14 protein-coding genes, 1 tRNA gene and 1 pseudogene are annotated in these 16,970 nt (G+C 34.3%); 5 read left to right on the top strand and 11 right to left on the bottom strand.

What is annotated here, in order from left to right; translation table 11 throughout:
- Window positions 1–28 precede the first annotated feature (28 nt).
- On the bottom strand, window positions 29–1,375 hold the full coding sequence (gene gdhA / locus ACKI3H_RS00865; protein WP_407370425.1) for an NADP-specific glutamate dehydrogenase: 1,347 nt from the start codon (window positions 1,373–1,375) through the stop codon (window positions 29–31).
- A gap of 214 nt (window positions 1,376–1,589) precedes the next feature.
- Here gdhA and def point away from each other — a divergent pair, with 214 nt between their 5' ends.
- Window positions 1,590–2,153 carry a peptide deformylase gene (def, locus tag ACKI3H_RS00860; RefSeq protein WP_407370424.1) on the top strand — a complete coding sequence of 188 codons (564 nt, stop codon included), beginning with the start codon at window positions 1,590–1,592 and terminating at the stop codon, window positions 2,151–2,153.
- A gap of 311 nt (window positions 2,154–2,464) precedes the next feature.
- Here the strand turns inward: def and ACKI3H_RS00855 are convergent, their stop codons facing one another.
- A complete protein-coding gene (locus tag ACKI3H_RS00855) occupies window positions 2,465–3,907 on the bottom strand; it encodes a 6-phospho-beta-glucosidase (protein ID WP_407370423.1) in 1,443 nt (480 codons plus the stop codon).
- Window positions 3,908–4,046: 139 nt separating this feature from the next.
- Between ACKI3H_RS00855 and ACKI3H_RS00850 the strand changes: the two genes are divergently transcribed.
- The 4 genes and pseudogenes from ACKI3H_RS00850 to ACKI3H_RS00835 all read left to right on the top strand — a co-directional run.
- Window positions 4,047–4,751 carry a GntR family transcriptional regulator gene (locus ACKI3H_RS00850; protein ID WP_407370422.1) on the top strand — a complete coding sequence of 235 codons (705 nt, stop codon included), beginning with the start codon at window positions 4,047–4,049 and terminating at the stop codon, window positions 4,749–4,751.
- A gap of 42 nt (window positions 4,752–4,793) precedes the next feature.
- Window positions 4,794–5,288, top strand: coding sequence for a hypothetical protein (locus tag ACKI3H_RS00845; protein ID WP_407370421.1), 495 nt, complete (start codon window positions 4,794–4,796; stop codon window positions 5,286–5,288).
- A 197-nt stretch (window positions 5,289–5,485) separates the two neighbouring features.
- Window positions 5,486–5,794, top strand: a complete 309-nt coding sequence (locus tag ACKI3H_RS00840) for a hypothetical protein (protein WP_407370420.1) — start codon at window positions 5,486–5,488, stop codon at window positions 5,792–5,794.
- 124 nt (window positions 5,795–5,918) lie between these two features.
- Window positions 5,919–5,987: pseudogene (locus ACKI3H_RS00835) on the top strand (SEC-C metal-binding domain-containing protein); the annotation flags it as partial.
- A gap of 57 nt (window positions 5,988–6,044) precedes the next feature.
- Here ACKI3H_RS00835 and ACKI3H_RS00830 read toward each other — a convergent pair.
- The 9 genes from ACKI3H_RS00830 to ACKI3H_RS00790 form a co-directional block, all read right to left on the bottom strand.
- Window positions 6,045–6,386 carry a nucleotide pyrophosphohydrolase gene (locus tag ACKI3H_RS00830; RefSeq protein WP_407370419.1) on the bottom strand — a complete coding sequence of 114 codons (342 nt, stop codon included), beginning with the start codon at window positions 6,384–6,386 and terminating at the stop codon, window positions 6,045–6,047.
- Window positions 6,387–6,393: 7 nt separating this feature from the next.
- Window positions 6,394–8,157, bottom strand: coding sequence for a DUF2075 domain-containing protein (locus ACKI3H_RS00825; RefSeq protein WP_407370418.1), 1,764 nt, complete (start codon window positions 8,155–8,157; stop codon window positions 6,394–6,396).
- A 1,194-nt stretch (window positions 8,158–9,351) separates the two neighbouring features.
- Window positions 9,352–11,133, bottom strand: a complete 1,782-nt coding sequence (gene spxB, locus ACKI3H_RS00820; RefSeq protein ID WP_407370417.1) for a pyruvate oxidase — start codon at window positions 11,131–11,133, stop codon at window positions 9,352–9,354.
- Window positions 11,134–11,414: 281 nt separating this feature from the next.
- Window positions 11,415–11,636, bottom strand: a complete 222-nt coding sequence (locus tag ACKI3H_RS00815; protein WP_407370416.1) for a glycine zipper family protein — start codon at window positions 11,634–11,636, stop codon at window positions 11,415–11,417.
- A gap of 143 nt (window positions 11,637–11,779) precedes the next feature.
- A complete protein-coding gene (locus ACKI3H_RS00810; RefSeq protein WP_407370414.1) occupies window positions 11,780–11,959 on the bottom strand; it encodes a hypothetical protein in 180 nt (59 codons plus the stop codon).
- A gap of 349 nt (window positions 11,960–12,308) precedes the next feature.
- Window positions 12,309–12,379 (bottom strand) — tRNA-Ala (locus tag ACKI3H_RS00805).
- Window positions 12,380–12,452: 73 nt separating this feature from the next.
- The gene (locus ACKI3H_RS00800; protein WP_407370412.1) at window positions 12,453–13,232 is read right to left on the bottom strand and encodes a Cof-type HAD-IIB family hydrolase; all 780 of its coding nucleotides are present in this window, start codon (window positions 13,230–13,232) and stop codon (window positions 12,453–12,455) included.
- 133 nt (window positions 13,233–13,365) lie between these two features.
- Entirely contained in the window at window positions 13,366–15,132 is a 1,767-nt protein-coding gene (locus tag ACKI3H_RS00795; protein WP_407370641.1) for an ABC transporter ATP-binding protein, read from the bottom strand.
- Between the two features lie 5 nt (window positions 15,133–15,137).
- Window positions 15,138–16,868: an ABC transporter ATP-binding protein gene (locus ACKI3H_RS00790; protein WP_407370411.1), complete on the bottom strand. Its 1,731-nt coding sequence runs from the start codon at window positions 16,866–16,868 to the stop codon at window positions 15,138–15,140.
- Window positions 16,869–16,970 lie beyond the last annotated feature (102 nt).

The raw sequence follows: 16,970 nt of genomic DNA, 5'->3' as shown, positions 1-16,970 counted from the left end.
TTTTTAACGGGTTTTCTTTTATTTTTATTTAAATAATTCCTTGACTTAACATTGCTTTTGCAACTTTTGTAAAACCAGCAATATTCGCTCCAGCTACAAAATCTCCATCTAAATTATAAGACTTAGCTGTATCTTTTATTTCTTTATAGATGTTTTTCATAATTTTTTTCAATTCATCGTCTACTTCTTCAAAACTCCAATTTAATCTTTGACTATTTTGGCTCATTTCTAATGCTGAAACTGCTACACCACCAGCATTAGCTGCTTTAGCTGGACCATATACGATTCCAGCCTTTTGAAACTCTTTAACAGCCTCTAAATTACATGGCATGTTCGCTCCTTCGGCAACAGCTCCAACTCCTTGGCTAATCATTTTTTGTGCTGTAGGTCCATCAATCTCATTTTGGGTCGCGCATGGGAGTGCAATCGTATATCTTTCATCTAAGTTCCAGATATTGCCGTTTTCATAAGTTGCATTCGGACGTTCTGTAAGATACTCTGAAATTCTTTCTCTTTTTTCTTCTTTGATTTTTTTAACAAGTGCTAAATCAATTCCTTCTGGATCAAAAATATAACCATCTGAATCCGAACAAGCAATAACTGTTCCACCAAATTCTTGAACCTTTTCAATTGCATAGATGGCTACATTTCCACTTCCGGAAACAACGACCTTTTGATTTTTGAAAGATTTTCCAATATCATCTAACATTTCTTTAGTAAAGTAAACTAATCCGTAGCCTGTAGCCTCTGTTCGTGCTAAACTACCACCTAAGAAAATTGGTTTTCCAGTTAAAATTCCCGCTTGAAAACCATTCAACTTTTTATACTGGCCAAATAAAAATCCGATTTCACGTGCACCCACACCGATATCACCAGCTGGTACATCGATATCCGGTCCTATATGACGTTGCAGTTCTGACATAAAACTTTGACAAAAACGCATAACTTCATTGTCAGATTTCCCTTTTGGATCAAAGTCGCTACCGCCTTTACCGCCACCAATAGGCAATCCAGTTAGACTATTTTTGAAAATTTGTTCAAATCCTAAAAACTTCACAATACTTTGTGTAACAGATGGATGGAAACGTAGCCCTCCTTTATAAGGTCCTATAGCAGAATTGTATTGCACTCTGTATCCACGGTTTACATTTACTGCCCCTTGATCATCAACCCACGGAACTCTAAATTGTAGAATTCTTTCTGGTTCCACTAAGCGTTCTAATATATTTTTTTTAATTAGTTCTGGATGAGCTGCGAAGACTGGTTCGATAGTACCAAAAAATTCTTTGACTGCTTGCAAATATTCCGGTTGATCCGGATCCCGTTCTGAAACTTTAGTATAAACTTCGTTAACATAACTTTTTGCATCTATCATATTCTAATCTCCTCTAACTTTTAATTTGAAAACATTTTCTCTTTTCATGTTCACCATTATCCCATAATCTATTTATGAAAAAAAGTTTTTTTTCAACTTTTTATACATCGTGCAAAAAGTTGAGTTTACTGATAAAATAGATTAGACGAAATTGATAAGGATTTTCCCTATGCGGAAAATGACTATTACGAAACAATATTAGGAGTGAACGGTTATGATTACAATGGAAGACATTATTAGAGAAGGCCATCCTACCTTGAGAATGGTTGCTAAAGAATTAGCATTGCCCCTTAGTGAAGAAGAAAAACAATTAGGTAAAGACATGCTGCAATTTCTAAAGAACAGCCAAGATCCTGAAATTGCCGAAAAGTACAACTTGCGTGCTGGAGTAGGGCTTGCAGCACCTCAGTTAGACATTTCAAAACGTTTAATTGCTGTGCACATCCCTGGAATTGAAGAAGGAATTGACGAGCCAATCATTAGCGCTGTAATGGTCAATCCAAAGATTATCAGTCATTCAGTTCAAAGTGCTTGTTTAACTGAAGGTGAAGGTTGCTTATCTGTGGATCGTGAAGTTCCAGGTTACGTGCCTCGCCACAGCCGTATTACATTAACGTACTTTGACTTAGAAGGAGAACTTCACAAAACGCGTTTAAAAAACTATCCAGCAATTGTTATTCAACACGAAATTGACCATATCAATGGCATCATGTTTTATGATCATATCAATAAAGAACACCCTTTTAAAATAGATGACGATGTAAAAGTTATTTCTTAACACCGAAAAAGCAGAGTCCGGGACCTATCCCCCTAAAGTAAACTACTTTAGGGGGATTTTTTTGCGTTCGAATAGTAAACTACAGTTACAGAAATAGAACAATCTATTCAGCTGTATCTAGATGATGAGTTTAGAAAAAGACATTGAGAGAGATATTAAGTTTTATACTACTAAGAGAGTAACGGTAAAAATGGGTATATCCATTCCAACATAAAAAGCCATGTATGATTTTTATCATACATGGCTTTTTATTTACCTGTCTAATTGACAGGGGCAGTTCAATTTAGGTCTCAAGCTTCCTTTTAACTATCTTATAAGTTTTTTCCATTGGATTCAATGACTTTTTTGTACCAGTCAAAGGAATCTTTCTTACTGCGTTTCATCGTCCCATTACCTTCGTTATCACGGTCGACATAAATCATGCCGTAACGTTTTTTCATTTCTCCAGTAGTGAATGAAACGATATCAATGATTCCCCAAGGTGTATAACCCATCAATTCAACACCGTCGCGATCTATCGCAATGCCCATTTGTTTGATGTGTTCACGCAAATAAGAGATACGAGCTTCATCATGAATGCTGCCGTCTTCTTCAACAGTATCAATCGCACCAAACCCATTTTCCACAATGAATAGCGGAATTTGATAACGATCCCAGAAACGATTCAACGTGTAACGTAAACCTACAGGATCGATTGTCCAACCCCAGTCGCTAGCCTTTAGATATGGGTTATCTACTTGATAAGGAATCTTACCATGCACGTTAGCAGCTTCATCATCGATGTTTTTATCTTTATGATCCACCACATTAGACATATAGTAACTAAACCCTAAATAGTTCACTTTACCTTGTGCTAATATTTCAGCGTCGCCTTCTTGAATAGGAATATTCAAGCCATCGCGTTCAAATTCTTTCAGCGCATAGTTTGGATAATACCCACGTACTTGTATATCTGGGAAGAAATAGCGCAAATGCATCGATTCTTCAGCCAACATAGCATCTTCTGGATGAGCCGTTAATGGATAGATTGGTACATGAGATACCATCGCCCCAATTTGGAAATCAGGATTGATTTGGCGACCGATTTTCACTGATAGAGCACTTGCTAACAACACATGGTGCGCTGCAGTATACATCACTTCTTTAGCGTTTTCGCCTTCTTCAACTTGTACACCCACATTTGTCCATAAGAAAATCGGGTTAGTATAGTCCATCATATTGTTGATTTCGTTAAACGTCATCCAGTACTTCACTTTGTTTTTGTAACGCTCGAAAACTACTTCGGCAAATTTAACAAAGTAATCGACTACTTTACGGTTTCTAAATCCACCATAAGTTTGTGCTAAGTGAAGCGGCATTTCAAAGTGAGTTAGCGTAATAACTGGTTCAATCCCATTTTTCAATAATTCATCAAATAAATCATCGTAGAATTGAAGTCCAGCTTCATTAGGTTCAGCTTCATCACCTTTCGGGAAAATACGTGTCCAGTTGATAGATGTACGTAAACTGTTCAATCCCATTTCAGCGAACAACGCCACATCTTCTTTATAACGATGGTAAAAATCAATGGCTTCGTGATTCGGATAAAATTTACCCTCTTCAACCGTTTTGGTGATTTCGCGTGGCTTACCAGCTGCACCAGCTGTCATCACATCAGCGACGCTCGGACCTTTACCACCTTGGTCCCAGCCACCTTCAAATTGGTGGGCGGCTAAAGCTCCACCCCATAAGAAATCTTTTGGAAATTTAGACATTTGTACATCCTCCTATTTACTCAAAAAGTGTATGGGTATAATTTCATTTCTATGACTACATCATAATTATACCCATACACTTTGTCAATACCCTTACAATTTAAAATATGCTATACTTCTAAATAAAGGAGCTACAGTAATGAACAAATACCATGAAGTCGCCAATAAAATCAATACCTACATTCAAGAAAATAATTTAACACGTGGCCATAAATTGCCTACTCTCACTGAATTAGAAGGTACATATGAAGTCAGTAAAAACACGATTATTAAAGCATTGGAAGTTTTAGAGACGAATGGCGTTATCTATCAAGTTAGAGGCAGCGGTACGTATGTACGTGGACGCCATCGCAAAGGTTTTGTGAATTTAACGGATGTTCAAGGGTTCCATAGCATTTTTAGAGAATTCAATTTATCTTCTAAAGTCATTGAATTAAAAGAAATCGAAGCACCTTCAAATGTCACAGAAATACTTGAACTCACAGACCAAGAAACGATCTATTACATTAAACGCGTTCGCTACATCGAATCACGTCCCTTTTGTGTGGAAGAATCCTATTACCTCAAGTCGATTGTGCCTTATTTGAATAAAGAAATTGCCAGTCATTCTATTTTCAACTATTTAACTGAGGACCTAAAAATAAATATTCGTTTTTCAGATTTATTTATGCGTATTGGAAAATTAAATAAAGAAGAAGCAACATATTTACAGTTGGAAACACACGACCCTTCTTTAACAATTGAAAGTATCTATTATTTAAGCAGTGGTCGTCCATTCAACTATTCCAATATCAAATACCATTACGAAGAGGCTCAATTCTTTGTGCAGGGGAATAATTTTTAGATTATTAAAAGAACAAATACTTTTCTAAAGGAAACAGACTAAATGTCAGAAGAACTCACTCAAGAAACGCATGATGAACTATATGTTCACATCATTATTTTGCACAAACCGGTCTTTTCTTTTACGAAATGTCTAACGACTTGTTCAAAAGAAGATATGATTTCAATAGCTACTGACCTTCGTTATAAAGAACGTCGTAGTAAAACAAAAACCGTTATTGCCGAAGATTTCTTCAAAGAACTATCTCTTAAAAGCCAGCATCAATTATCTTTTCAACCAAAAGATAACATTCAACTATTAAAAGAACTGATGAATGGTCCGAAAGAAATCGATCTCATTCCTTTCTCCCGCAAAAATCCGGACTTATTTGATTTACTTTATTTTCACTGGGTCTTCTTATTTTATTACGAAGATACTTATACCCTAGTACTGCCAAACGAGACAAAAGAAATACTGCAAAACTTTATTGATGATCCTGATTTTAAAGAAGAACATAAAAGAAAAAATCTACTCCATGCATACATAGAGGGCTTATGAACTTGTACGGTGCTTTTGAAACGTACTTTTTCTTAAAAGTATGGACTCAACACAACAAACAATATGCATTAGAACTTAACGAATTATTGTTTGAATAAATTGGGTTAGCTTGGCTTAATGAACGATTAAGATTTACAGATAATCTAGAATGCATTTTTGATAATTCTGATATGGATGAAAATGAAGTGCCCTTTTTCATGTCGAGTTCTTCACACCACGATTATTACCAACCAACAAAAGCTGATATTAACTATTTTGCTAAACATGAATTCGACGAGCGAACTGCTCAATACAAGAAAATGAAGCGATTTTTCTCTAAATTGTTGAGTTCAAAAAAACTTTTAGCTGTCATGGATATGATTATGGTTTATATTAAATTTGATTTAGGCATGCGGGGTTTAGTTGAAGAACTAGACAGTCAATTTGGCATTGTTTTTGATGGTGCAAAAGACTTAGAAGAATTTAGTTATCTATATTCAAATTTAAACAACCACTCACGCAAATGATCAAACCGAGGCCATACGCCATGCGAAATAATTGAAAGTCATAATACATTATCTCCCGTTCCTAATAATGTTGTTCCTTGTATGAATAAGAACGTTGGAAAGCAAGAAACTATCCAAATAAAAAAAAGTTGGCCGAAATGAGCCTTGTCCTTGTGGTAGCGGAAAGAAATACAAACACTGTCACGGAAAATAACTGTCAACAAAAAGCCAACAAGCAATTTTCTGCTTATTGGCTTTTTAAATACTACTCTTACTCAAAGTCAGTATATTTATTATTCTTCCCCTTACTCTTACTTAAAGGGTATTTTTCATTGTTTTTTTGCAGCTTTTCATCAATGATTGAATCGATATTTAAATTAAGGTTATCTGCTAACATATGAGAATAAATCAATACATCTGCTAATTCTTCCTTAATCCGTTCTAAGTTGGTTTCTTTTACTTCTTCTGACGATTTCCACTGAAATAATTCAAGTAATTCTGACGCCTCTAAAGAAATAGATATGGCTAAGTCTTTTTCATTATGAAACTGTCGCCAATCTCTATCATCTCTGAACTTATTTACCTTTTCCATACTGCTTTTCTCATTATTCATCCCTTTTTTACCCCTTTGCTGCATTTATTAGCGCTTTTTGAAGTTCCTCATCTACCGCGTAAATATATAAACCATTTACTCCTCTTGTTAAAAGCACATTTAATTCGTTTTTTAACAACATATCAGAAAACTGTTCTTTTTTTCCGTTCTTTAATGTTCTTTGGCGAGTAGCTTTTTTGTTTTGACTGAAATTTCTATCGAATACGATTTCTCCATTTCTATATTTTACAGAAGGACCTATAATCACACCTGCATAATTTAGATCAAATCCTTGAATAGTAAATGTAGAACCCACTTCATAAATAGTTTGTTCTTGTTCTGCCCAAGAAAGGTTTCTATTCTTTCTCTTTTGCTCCTTCATTTGAGGCAGTTGTAGATTCCAAGGTAGAGACCAATCCCCTATCTTAACTCTCCAATAATCATCTTTTTCTGGTTTTCTCTTATCAACGTACTCCCAATCAAATGTTGCAGTAATTCGGGAAATACCTGAATTTTCATCTTTTGCTTTTTCTCTAATAGCTTCATATAACTCTTTAGGATGATTAAAGATTTTCAAATCATATCCTTTAATATCCTTGAGAATAGGATTAATTTTTCTATCATCAATCATCGACCTTATCCAATTAATAGTGCTCTGACTCGCGTTAATCCTCATTTGATTTTCTAAATGGATAAAATTTCCTTTTAAATTCGCCTCATGTTCTAAAGTAAGCAGTTCTTCTTCTTCCCAATATTGTTCAGTAGTGAGAACTTGATTGATATCAAATACCGCTACCACTACTTTTGCCCTCTCCATTAAATCATACAGTTGATTCTTTCCTCTATAAGATTGCTTACCTTGTGTCCATAACAAATGAGCCTCATCTACAATAACAACATCTGCTTTTTCCTTTGGAGTATGATTATTGATAAACGTAGTTGGTTTGCTGACTAAATTAGGCATTTTCTTAGACATAATACCTAATTTATTTGCAATTTGTTGATAAACTTTCAACTGTTGCTCATGATTTACCAACAAATAACTATTTGCGTCTTGTAAAACAATATTTTCTGACTCTTCTTGAGCTAGCTGTTTTAATTCGTAAAAGAGACTGCTCATTAAAACTGTTTTACCTGAACCAGCTTCTCCTGTTACTAAAATCAATTCTCCTGACTGGTTTCTCGTTAAAGCCTCCATAATTTTTAAGATAACTTTATCCTTAGCTTGGATTTGTTCATCACTTAGTTTATGAAATGGCGAAGCTTTAAATAGAGCAGAGTCTTTGATTATTTTTTCAACAGGGAAAAGAGTTTTATTCTTTTTTCTTAATTTTCTCCAAATCTTAGAAAAAATCTCATCTAATTTATCTACCGTATAATACTCTTTTTGTTGATTGGTTCTTCGATTATACACGGATTGAACCGAATCGATACTAGACATATACATCATTAATTTATTTTCAATATCTAATGTCAATGATTTATTAAAATAATCATGGCCTATTATGTACATTTTTGAATCATCAGACTTTGCGAGGCTTTCCCAATCTTCCCGTTTTTTGGGATCTTCAATAAGATGTTGTTTGGTTCTTTGTCTTATATCAGAAGTTTCTCCGATGTAAACTGAAAATTCGCGACTCTTTTTTTCATCATGAACGATGTAAACCGTGGGATAATCCAATAGGTATTTTGCATTAACACCTTCTTCTTGAAGAATTCCACTTTCTAAACTTTTCACTGCTTCGTAGCTATAATCTGTTTCATAGATGACTGGATTAGAGATTTTACTCATTTCTTCACATTCCTCTCAAAGCACAAACTTATTACTACAATAACTTTTCTCAGTTTATTCCAATTCTATGCTCGCATTTAAATTAATATCACTTTAGAATAAATGGTACCTAAACGTTAGTTGTCATATTACTTCTCTTCAAGCGCAATTTAACAAACAAATTTCATTATCTTATGCTCCAAAATTAATTATCAAACATTAGTTTTGGGTTATATTATTACCATTAAAAGTTGAGGGTACTTTTATGTCAATACTAGAATTAAAATAACTATTAATTTTTTCAGCTAATTCAAAAAGAGCTTCAAAAAGACTTTCTTTACTAGGTAATTAAACTCAATTTCTTGGTCTGAATAAAAAAACTAACTTTATTAACTTATATATTAGGTTTAAACCCCAATAATCCATCATCATAGAGATCTTCACCAAAACTATTAGGAACTTTTTAGAATTACCAGTTAATAACATATGTGCAAGGTCGTTGTAGTTATTCGAAAATCTATAGAATTAATTCTTTGAAGATAGAATTAATCTTTTAAAATCCATTTTCGCAATTTCCTTTCAAGTATGTTGCTACTATTTTACTACAATAATACTAAGAATATATGATTATTTATTTTTTTCTATAAATACTGTATTAATCACACCCTATCTCTACATTGAATCCAATTCTCAAAGATCTCATCTGGATAGTGTGTGCCAATAAAGAAATCACTATCTACTCCTGCAATTTTAAAACTACATGTTTGATACAAGGTTAATTGACCTAAACTAGAATTCCCTGTCCCTACTTCAATTGTTTTACAACCTCTTTGTACAGCTTGCTTAACGGTACCCTGTACTAACTTCTTTATAAAATTGAGTCTATAATTTTAGGGTTGATAGATGAATCAAACTATTCACCAAATATTGCTGGAGGAATAGAGTTGCTTGTAGCCCTGTATAGGATTCAATGAGAATTATAAACCTTTAACCTTCAGCGATTACGGTTTATTTTAAGATTGAAAGTCTATAAGACTACAGGCTTACAGGAGGTCTCATGGCTCCACAAGCAAACCCGTCCATTCCAGAAGAAATTTTATTTTGAAGCATCCACACCATTTGTCATACAATCATAAAATCTGTCTAAAAAAAAGGTGAGTCGCTATAACACAGCGACTCACCTTTTTATTAAACTATAAGTTATCTATCAGAAAATTACTTAGATACTTTAGATTCAAGACCTTCAGCTTTTAAGAATTCACTAAATGGTACCAATTCTTCAGCTTCATATTTTTCTTTGTAAGCTTTAATTTCTTCTGCACTATACAATTTAGAATCTAATTTCAATGTTTCCACTGGAATTGGACGTTCTTTTGTAATTTTAGCATCGATTACTACTGTTTTACCTTCTTTATATGCTTTAACAGCATCAGCCATTACTTGATCCATGTCTTCAATACGGCTTACTGTGAAACCAACCGCACCTTGTGCATCTCCAATTTTAGCATAGTCTACATCAGTAAATTCAGTACCAAAAGTATTTTTGTTTGTATCTTCATATTTGTTCTTGATGAACCCATATTCAGTGTTTGTGAATACTACATTGATAACTGGCATGTTATAACGTACGTTAGTAACAACATCTGGGTAGTTCATTGAAAACGCACCATCACCCATTAAGTTGAAAGCTTGACGATTAGGATATACGTTCTTAGCAGCGATACCACCAGGAAGTGCAATACCCATAGAAGCAAACAATGGAGAAGTTCTCCACATATTCTTAGGAGTCATGTGTAAGTGACGGATAGATGTTTGAGTTGAGTTACCAACATCAATTGAATAGATTGCATCTTCGTCAGCATGTTTGTTGATAGCATTGTATACTTGATAAAGTTGTAACGGACCATTTTCTTTTGTTTCCAACTTAGTCATGTAGTCACGCCAGTTTTGAATGTTTTTCAAGTTAGCATTCCACCAAGCTGATTCTTCAACAGGTGTTACTTTTTCAAGTAATGAATGAACTGCTTCACCAGCATCTCCAAGAATAGCAACATCTGCATTATGACGTTTACCAAGCATTGTTGGGTTGTTGTCGATTTGGATGAAGTTTTCAACATTTGCAAAAGTATTTTCTACTTCAGCAAATGGGAAGTTTGAACCAACGAAAAGAACGGTATCTGCTTCTTTAACAGCTTCGTTAGCTGGTTTCCAACCAACACGGTATGTTGAACCAGTTAATCCTTCAAAGTTGTAATCGAAAGTTTCAAAGTTTTTACCAGTTGTAATAACTGGAGCTTTAAGTTTACGAGATAATTCTTGAACCGCTGGACCATGTCCCATAGTTCCGATACCTGCATAAATAACAGCACGTTTAGAATTATTTAATACTTCAACAGCTGCGTCAATATCTGCTTCGTTGATTGCAGAAGAAACGTAATCACGGAAGCTGTGGCCTGAAGAATAGAATGCATCGTTATCGATTTCATGGTAACCGAAATCACCAGGTACTTCTAATACAGCTACTCCACGTTTAGAGATAGCAGTACGAATTGCGTCGTCTATCAATTTTGGTAATTGTTCAGCATAAGCAACACGACGGTTGTATACTGCGATATGATCAAACATTGGATTTTGGTTTAATTCTTGGAACGCATCCATGTTAAGTTCTCTTTGAGGGCGAGATCCTAAGATAGCTAAAACTGGTGTATTATCCATCGCAGCATCATAAAGACCATTGATTAAGTGAGAAGCACCAGGGCCACCTGATCCAACACAAACACCCAATTTTCCACCGAATTTCCATTGCATTACAGCTGCCATTGCTCCAACTTCTTCATGTTTTACTTGAAGGAATTTGATATCTGTTTCTTGTTGATCACCTAAAGCTTCCATTAAAGGGGCTAAAGTTCCTGAAGGGATTCCATAAATTGTATCTATTCCCCATCCTGCCATCACTTTTAGTGAAGCTGTACTAATGTTAGTTTTACCTTCTGTCATTTTGATAATCCTCCTAGATTAATTTCACAAAATTAAATGCAAATCCAATTTTAACACGTTTAAATTAAGAATCAAGGTTTATTTCCCATTAAATTCCATTTCTGTGAAAAAATGCACAGATTTTTTAATGTAATCTAACTAACCATTCAAAAACTCATCATTTAGTCTACATATATATAAATAAAAATAATAAGTCGCTCTATTTGACTAATAAAGTGATTTTATTATTTACGGGATAGTAAAGTAATAAGCTAGTAGGCTATTCATTAGGGGCGGATTTTTTATTTTGATTTATTTTTAGCTTTTTTACTATCCATACCTGCACCAACTGCAACACCAAGAGCAATACCTATAGCGATTCCTACCGCCAAATTATCAAACACTAGTCCTAAAGCAGCGCCAAATGCAAGACCCAAAGACATGCCTAAAGCAAGATAAGATAGTTCATCCGTCTTTTTTTCATCATTTTTCTGTTTGCTGTCTTTATTATTTAAGTCTGCCATAAGAAAATCCCTCCTTATATTTTTATTTTAGCATACAAGGTAGGAGAGTCTATTAATCTAGTCTATAAGATAAAAATTTTTATGGGGATGCAAAAAAAAGACATAGCAAAACCCTATCTCTTAATTGAGGTAGGGTTTATTTTTTATCCAATGTTAGGATTTACTGGTCCCGTCGATTCTTCAAACCGATCTAAAGTTAATTTAATTTGCTCTAATTCACCTTCAGAAGATGCTGAAGATTCCTCAATTACATCTAATTTTTCTGCAATATAATCAAGCTTATCGTAAATCTTCACTAATATTTCTATTGCTTTATCATCCATGATCAACACTCCTTTATGATTTTACCTATATTGTAACCCTTATCATCAGATAAATATATATAGTTGTTTTAAAACATACCCTTTTTGTGCAGCAGTTTTCTGCCTTTATAAATCTACACCTGCCAATATCTAACAGGTTGTCTATTAATTTTATAATTTTGGATGACTAAATGACCATGAAAAGGACTTTACTACATTACATAAGCTAGATGGCATTCAAGAAATCCTTATGATCTAAGAGAACCAATAACAAACGTGGACTTAATCGTGAAATGAAAAAACAAGCCGTTAAAACGTCTTAAAGATAATGTTGCTTCAACGTTTTAACGACTTCTTATGATTTCTGTGATGGAGTCTACGGGAATTGAACCCGTATTAACTGGCTGCCAGCCAGTCGTAATCCCATTATACCAAGACCCCAAAGTAGAATGCTTCAGCCAATAATCTACTGATTCATCCCCTCAATGTAAATAAACAGGAATTTATTTATTGATTATATCAAACCCAGTTCTTTTAATGCAATAGAAATTCCATCTTCATTACAACTTTTTGTTACTTTATCGGCTCTCAACTTTACACTTTCTAAAGCATTTCCCATAGCTACTCCAGTTCCAACTTTTTCAATCATTTCTAAATCATTTAAGCCGTCACCAAATGCAATGATGTCTTCTACACCATATCCATTTTCTAAAGCTACTCTCAAAACCGTATTTGCTTTTGATCCATCATGCGGCAATACATCTACTCCAGAATCATGCCATCTGACAAAACGGAATTTTGAAAACTGACCACTTTCATAAAATTGTTTTTCGTCTTCGCGGTAAAACAGCAAACATTGTACTAATGAGTTGTGTAAGTAAAAATCTCGATCGTATTTAGGAACACCATAACCTACAGATTTCATAGCTGTTGTAATTTTAACATCAGCTTCCTCATTTCTTCTTCTCAGCTTAGCTGGTGTCTCATATATGATGTCATGGTTATTTGAATCTGCTACTTGAATAAGTTTTTCTAGTTGAGCATGATCCAACGGATTTTCATAAACTTGTTCCTTATGTAAGTATCCTGCTGCTCCATTACAAACAACATAATGGCTGATCTCTAATTCATCGATAATATTTTGAGCCATAAATAAATTTCTTCCAGTAGCTATAGCCACTTCATGTCCGTTATTTTTTAGTTCTTTAATCGCTAATTTGGTGCTCTCTGGTATGTTTTTTTGATCATTGACTAATGTTCCATCGATATCAAAAAAAATCATTTTCTTTTGCATGTTTAAATACTTCCTTTCTATATTGTTGCTTATAAGACAATTGTACCCTTTATTCTCCTAGACTTCTAGACTGAAAAGAATAAAAAACATGGAAGTCCATTCATACTGGACTTCCATGTTTTTCCACTAGCTTTTATTCTTCTTCACTAAATTGGCTATTATATAGATTTGCATAAAAAGTTCCTTTTTCAAGCAATTCTTCATGCGTTCCTTGCTCAATGATTTCACCCTGATCCATGACTAAAATCAAATCAGAGTCTCGGATCGTAGATAGACGATGGGCAATGACAAAGCTTGTTCTGCCTTCCATAACCTTTTTCATCGCTTTTTGAATCAAACTTTCTAAACGTGTATCTACTGAACTAGTCGCTTCATCTAGAATCAATATTTTCGGATTGGAAATCACTGCACGCGCAATGGTCAACAGTTGTTTCTGTCCTAATGAAACATTTGAGGTTTCTTTGTTCAATTTCATATTGTACCCATCAGGCAATGTCCGTATAAAATGATCCACGTTCGCTGTCTTGGCTGCTTCCACCACTTCTTCATCAGTTGCATCAAGTTTACCAAAGCGAATATTTTCAGCAATCGTTCCGCTATAGACCCAAGCATCTTGTAAAACCATGCCAAATAATGAGCGGACATCTTGTCTGGACATTGATTTTGTATCGATACCGTCAATTTTGATAGCCCCTTTATCCACATCGTAGAAACGCATCAATAAATTAATCAACGTTGTTTTCCCTGCTCCTGTAGGCCCAACAACAGCTACCGTTTGCCCTTTTTTCACCGACACATTCAAATCAGTAATCAATGGTTTTTCTTTGTCATAACCAAAAGCAACATGTTCGAAATCTACATTACCTTCTATAGTAGCCGGTAATACATAATCTGTTTCATTAATAATTTCTTCTGGTTCATCTAAAATTTCAAACACACGATTAACCGCTGCTGCTGCACTTTGAATCACACCAGATAGTTGTGTGATTTGAGAAATAGGCTGGTTAACTTGCCAGATGTATTGAGTAAAAGCTTGTAAGTTTCCTAAAGACAAGTTTCCCATAATAACCAAGTACCCACCGCCGACCGCTATACCAAAATAAGCCAGGTTGGATACAAATCCTACTAAAGGACTCATTATCCCAGAAATAAAGGCAGCTTTGAAACCATAGTTGTTCAATGTTGCATTGATTCCTTTAAATTCTTCTAATTTGTCTTTTTCTTTTCCATAAAGTTTGATTTCAGTAAACCCACTAAAACTTTCTTGCACGTGTCCGTTCATCGCCCCTAATGATTCTTGTTGCCCTTTAAAATAAGGTTGTGATTTTTTGATAATGGCTTTTGAAATAATAAACGAAAGTGGAATGGTTACCATGATCACTAACGCTAAGGGAACAGAGATATACAACATCATTGTTATAGCAAACACAATTCCCATAAATGAATTGACCATTTGAATCAGACTTTGTTGCATCGCATTACTGATGGAATCAACATCGTTTGTGACACGACTCAATATATTACCTTGTTGATTTCGGTCAAAGTAAGAGACTGGAAGTCGATTGATCTTTAGCTCAATTTCATTTCTTAAATCACGCATGGTATTTTGAACAACATTCGTCATAATATAAGAAGATAAATACAAAGTAATTTGATAAATAGCTGCCATACCCAAGATAATGATGACAATATTACGAATATAAGGAAAATTAACTCCTGCATTCGGAACATCGTTCAACATATCGGAAACATTTTCACCTAACTCTGTCATAGCTAATCCAATAATGTAAGGTTGTAGAGCATTTACGATCATGCAGACAACGGTTAAAGCAATAGCAGATAGGAAACCAATTTTATAAGGTTTGATATACTGCCAAATTCGGCGTAATGAACCTTTCATATGACTCACTCTAACTCCTCCTTCGACAACTGTGATGAGGCAATATCATAATAGACATCAGATTTTTTTAATAATTCTGCATGCGTTCCTTGAGCAACTACCACACCTTTATTTAATACAATAATGTTATCTGCATGCATAATGGTCCCCACTCGTTGGGCAACAATCAAGACTGCTGCATTTTTAGTTTCCATTTTTAAACGTGCTCTTAATTTTGCATCTGTTTGATAGTCCAGTGCAGAAAAACTATCGTCAAAAATATAAATATCCGGTTTTTTTATGATGGCACGTGCTATTGATAGTCGTTGTTTTTGTCCACCCGACATATTGCTTCCACCTTCAGATAAAAACTCATCAAATTGATCCGGTTTTTTCAAAATAAAATCTTTTGATTGGGAAATATCAGAAGCTTCCTCAATTTCTTTATTGTTGGCATTCCATTTTCCATAACGCATATTGTCAGTAATTGTTCCGGTAAACAACAAAGCTTTTTGAGGAATGTAGCCTATCTTTTGGCGTAAAGCACTTAATTTATAGTCTCTAACATCTACGCCATCGACTAAAATACGGCCTTTCGTAACGTCGTAAAATCGAGGAATCAACTGAATTAAGCTCGATTTCCCACTACCTGTACTTCCAATAAATGCAGCAGTTTCACCAGGTCTCACTGTAAAACTCACATTTTCGATAACCGGTTCTTCGGTATTTCCAGGATAAGCAAACGTCACATCTTCAAAAGTTAAGTAACCATGTGTTTCAGTTTCAGTTACACCATTTTCATTTTCTGTAATAGACGGTACAGTAGTTAATATTTCTTCGATCCGTCTAGCTGAAACGGCTGCTCTTGGGTACATAGTAAAAATATTAGCAAACATCATAAATGAAAAGAGAGCATGAAAAATATATTCTATAAATGCAACTAAACTCCCTACTTGAAGATTTCCAGTATTTATTTCTATAGCCCCTAACCAAATAACAACTACAAAAATACAGTTAAAAATAATTGAGAAAGTCGGCATGGCTAAAGCCATCAATTTAAATAATTTTTTAGAAACATTCATATAATTGTCATTAACTTTATAAAATCTGCTTTCTTGAAACTTTTCTTTTACAAATGCACGAATCACTCTTAAGCCGGTTAAGTTTTCACGTAAGTTTAAGTTAATCTCATCCAAATTAATTTGTTGTCTATTGGATAATGGTGCAGAGTGCTTTCCAATGAAATAAACGATCCCAATTAAAAAAGGGACTGCAATCAACACGACATAAGACAATGACGGGCTGGTCCGAATGATCATGATAAAACTAGAAATGAACATTAGCGGTGTCATCATTCCTACTCGTAAAACCATCTGCATGAACACCATAATTTGAAATGCATCATTTGTTGTGCGTGTCACTAATGATGAGACACCAAATTCGTTGTATTCTTTGTGGGAAAAAGACTGTACTTTTTCAAAAATATCATTACGAATATCACGAACGAGTCTTGTAGTGATTTTACTAACCGTATATGCTAGTCCGATTAACCCAATCAATCCAATAATAGAAATGACAAACATCCATTTCCCATAATAAGTTACAACGTCAAAATCATTAAACATCAACCCTTTATTGATTAGCTGTGCCAATAAAGTGGGCAATCCTAGTTCAATCAAGATGAAACCAAAAACGCACAAAAAATTTAACAAGACTAATTTTTTATACTTCATTGTATATCTCCACATTAAATTCATTTTCTCATCTCCCTTAAAAAATTAGTCTATCTCTGATGATTTTTTATTTTTTACCTTTAAAATTAAAAATATACTTTCAGTCTGTTTATACCCTGCGTCATC

The sequence above is a fragment of the Carnobacterium sp. genome (assembly GCF_045617425.1).
Taxonomy (GTDB): Bacteria; Bacillota; Bacilli; order Lactobacillales; family Carnobacteriaceae; genus Carnobacterium_B.
Note: the sequence above shows the minus strand (reverse complement) of the source record. Positions and strands in the feature narration are given on the sequence as shown.

Excerpts from the sequence above, each read along its gene's own strand:
- ACKI3H_RS00790 (WP_407370411.1), bottom strand. The coding sequence starts at position 16,868 with ATGAATTTAATGTGGAGATATACAATGAAGTATAAAAAATTAGTCTTG.
- ACKI3H_RS00815 (WP_407370416.1), bottom strand. The coding sequence starts at position 11,636 with ATGGCAGACTTAAATAATAAAGACAGCAAACAGAAAAATGATGAAAAA.
- gdhA (WP_407370425.1), bottom strand. The coding sequence starts at position 1,375 with ATGATAGATGCAAAAAGTTATGTTAACGAAGTTTATACTAAAGTTTCA.
- ACKI3H_RS00830 (WP_407370419.1), bottom strand. The coding sequence starts at position 6,386 with ATGAATAATGAGAAAAGCAGTATGGAAAAGGTAAATAAGTTCAGAGAT.
- ACKI3H_RS00850 (WP_407370422.1), top strand. The coding sequence starts at position 4,047 with ATGAACAAATACCATGAAGTCGCCAATAAAATCAATACCTACATTCAA.
- spxB (WP_407370417.1), bottom strand. The coding sequence starts at position 11,133 with ATGACAGAAGGTAAAACTAACATTAGTACAGCTTCACTAAAAGTGATG.
- ACKI3H_RS00795 (WP_407370641.1), bottom strand. The coding sequence starts at position 15,132 with ATGAAAGGTTCATTACGCCGAATTTGGCAGTATATCAAACCTTATAAA.
- ACKI3H_RS00825 (WP_407370418.1), bottom strand. The coding sequence starts at position 8,157 with ATGAGTAAAATCTCTAATCCAGTCATCTATGAAACAGATTATAGCTAC.
- ACKI3H_RS00855 (WP_407370423.1), bottom strand. The coding sequence starts at position 3,907 with ATGTCTAAATTTCCAAAAGATTTCTTATGGGGTGGAGCTTTAGCCGCC.
- ACKI3H_RS00840 (WP_407370420.1), top strand. The coding sequence starts at position 5,486 with ATGTCGAGTTCTTCACACCACGATTATTACCAACCAACAAAAGCTGAT.
- ACKI3H_RS00800 (WP_407370412.1), bottom strand. The coding sequence starts at position 13,232 with ATGCAAAAGAAAATGATTTTTTTTGATATCGATGGAACATTAGTCAAT.
- def (WP_407370424.1), top strand. The coding sequence starts at position 1,590 with ATGATTACAATGGAAGACATTATTAGAGAAGGCCATCCTACCTTGAGA.
- ACKI3H_RS00810 (WP_407370414.1), bottom strand. The coding sequence starts at position 11,959 with ATGGATGATAAAGCAATAGAAATATTAGTGAAGATTTACGATAAGCTT.
- ACKI3H_RS00845 (WP_407370421.1), top strand. The coding sequence starts at position 4,794 with ATGTCAGAAGAACTCACTCAAGAAACGCATGATGAACTATATGTTCAC.